Annotated in this window: 1 pseudogene; it reads right to left on the minus strand. The window is 46.5% G+C overall.

The features are described 5' to 3' along the window. Positions 1 to 312 (minus strand): annotated as a pseudogene (locus tag CWB98_RS23700) (MFS transporter); the annotation flags it as partial.

The following is a 312-nucleotide window of genomic DNA, read 5'->3' on the forward strand; positions in this document are numbered from 1 at the left end:
AAAGAACATCAATAACTTTTGCGCATCCACACACTTAAGTAGCACTAATCCGAGTAAACAACCCAGGGTTAAACTCAACCAAAAATGACTTACCACCGCTGCGCCCTCAGTGTTAGGCTCTAAGCCATGTTGTTGCTGTAAAAACACCGACATAGAATTGGCAATGCCTTGCTCTAGGGCAACATAAGCGGCGATTGCAAAGAAGAACTTAATGGCCGTTGGGTTTTTAAAGTATTGCAGGCTTTGCTTGGCGCTGAGCCGTTCATCGGCGTTGCGCTGGGCTCTTTTAATGGGCGTTAGCGCTATCCATAC

The sequence above is a fragment of the Pseudoalteromonas rubra genome (genome assembly GCF_005887115.1).
GTDB classification, from domain to species: Bacteria; Pseudomonadota; Gammaproteobacteria; order Enterobacterales; family Alteromonadaceae; genus Pseudoalteromonas; species Pseudoalteromonas rubra_F.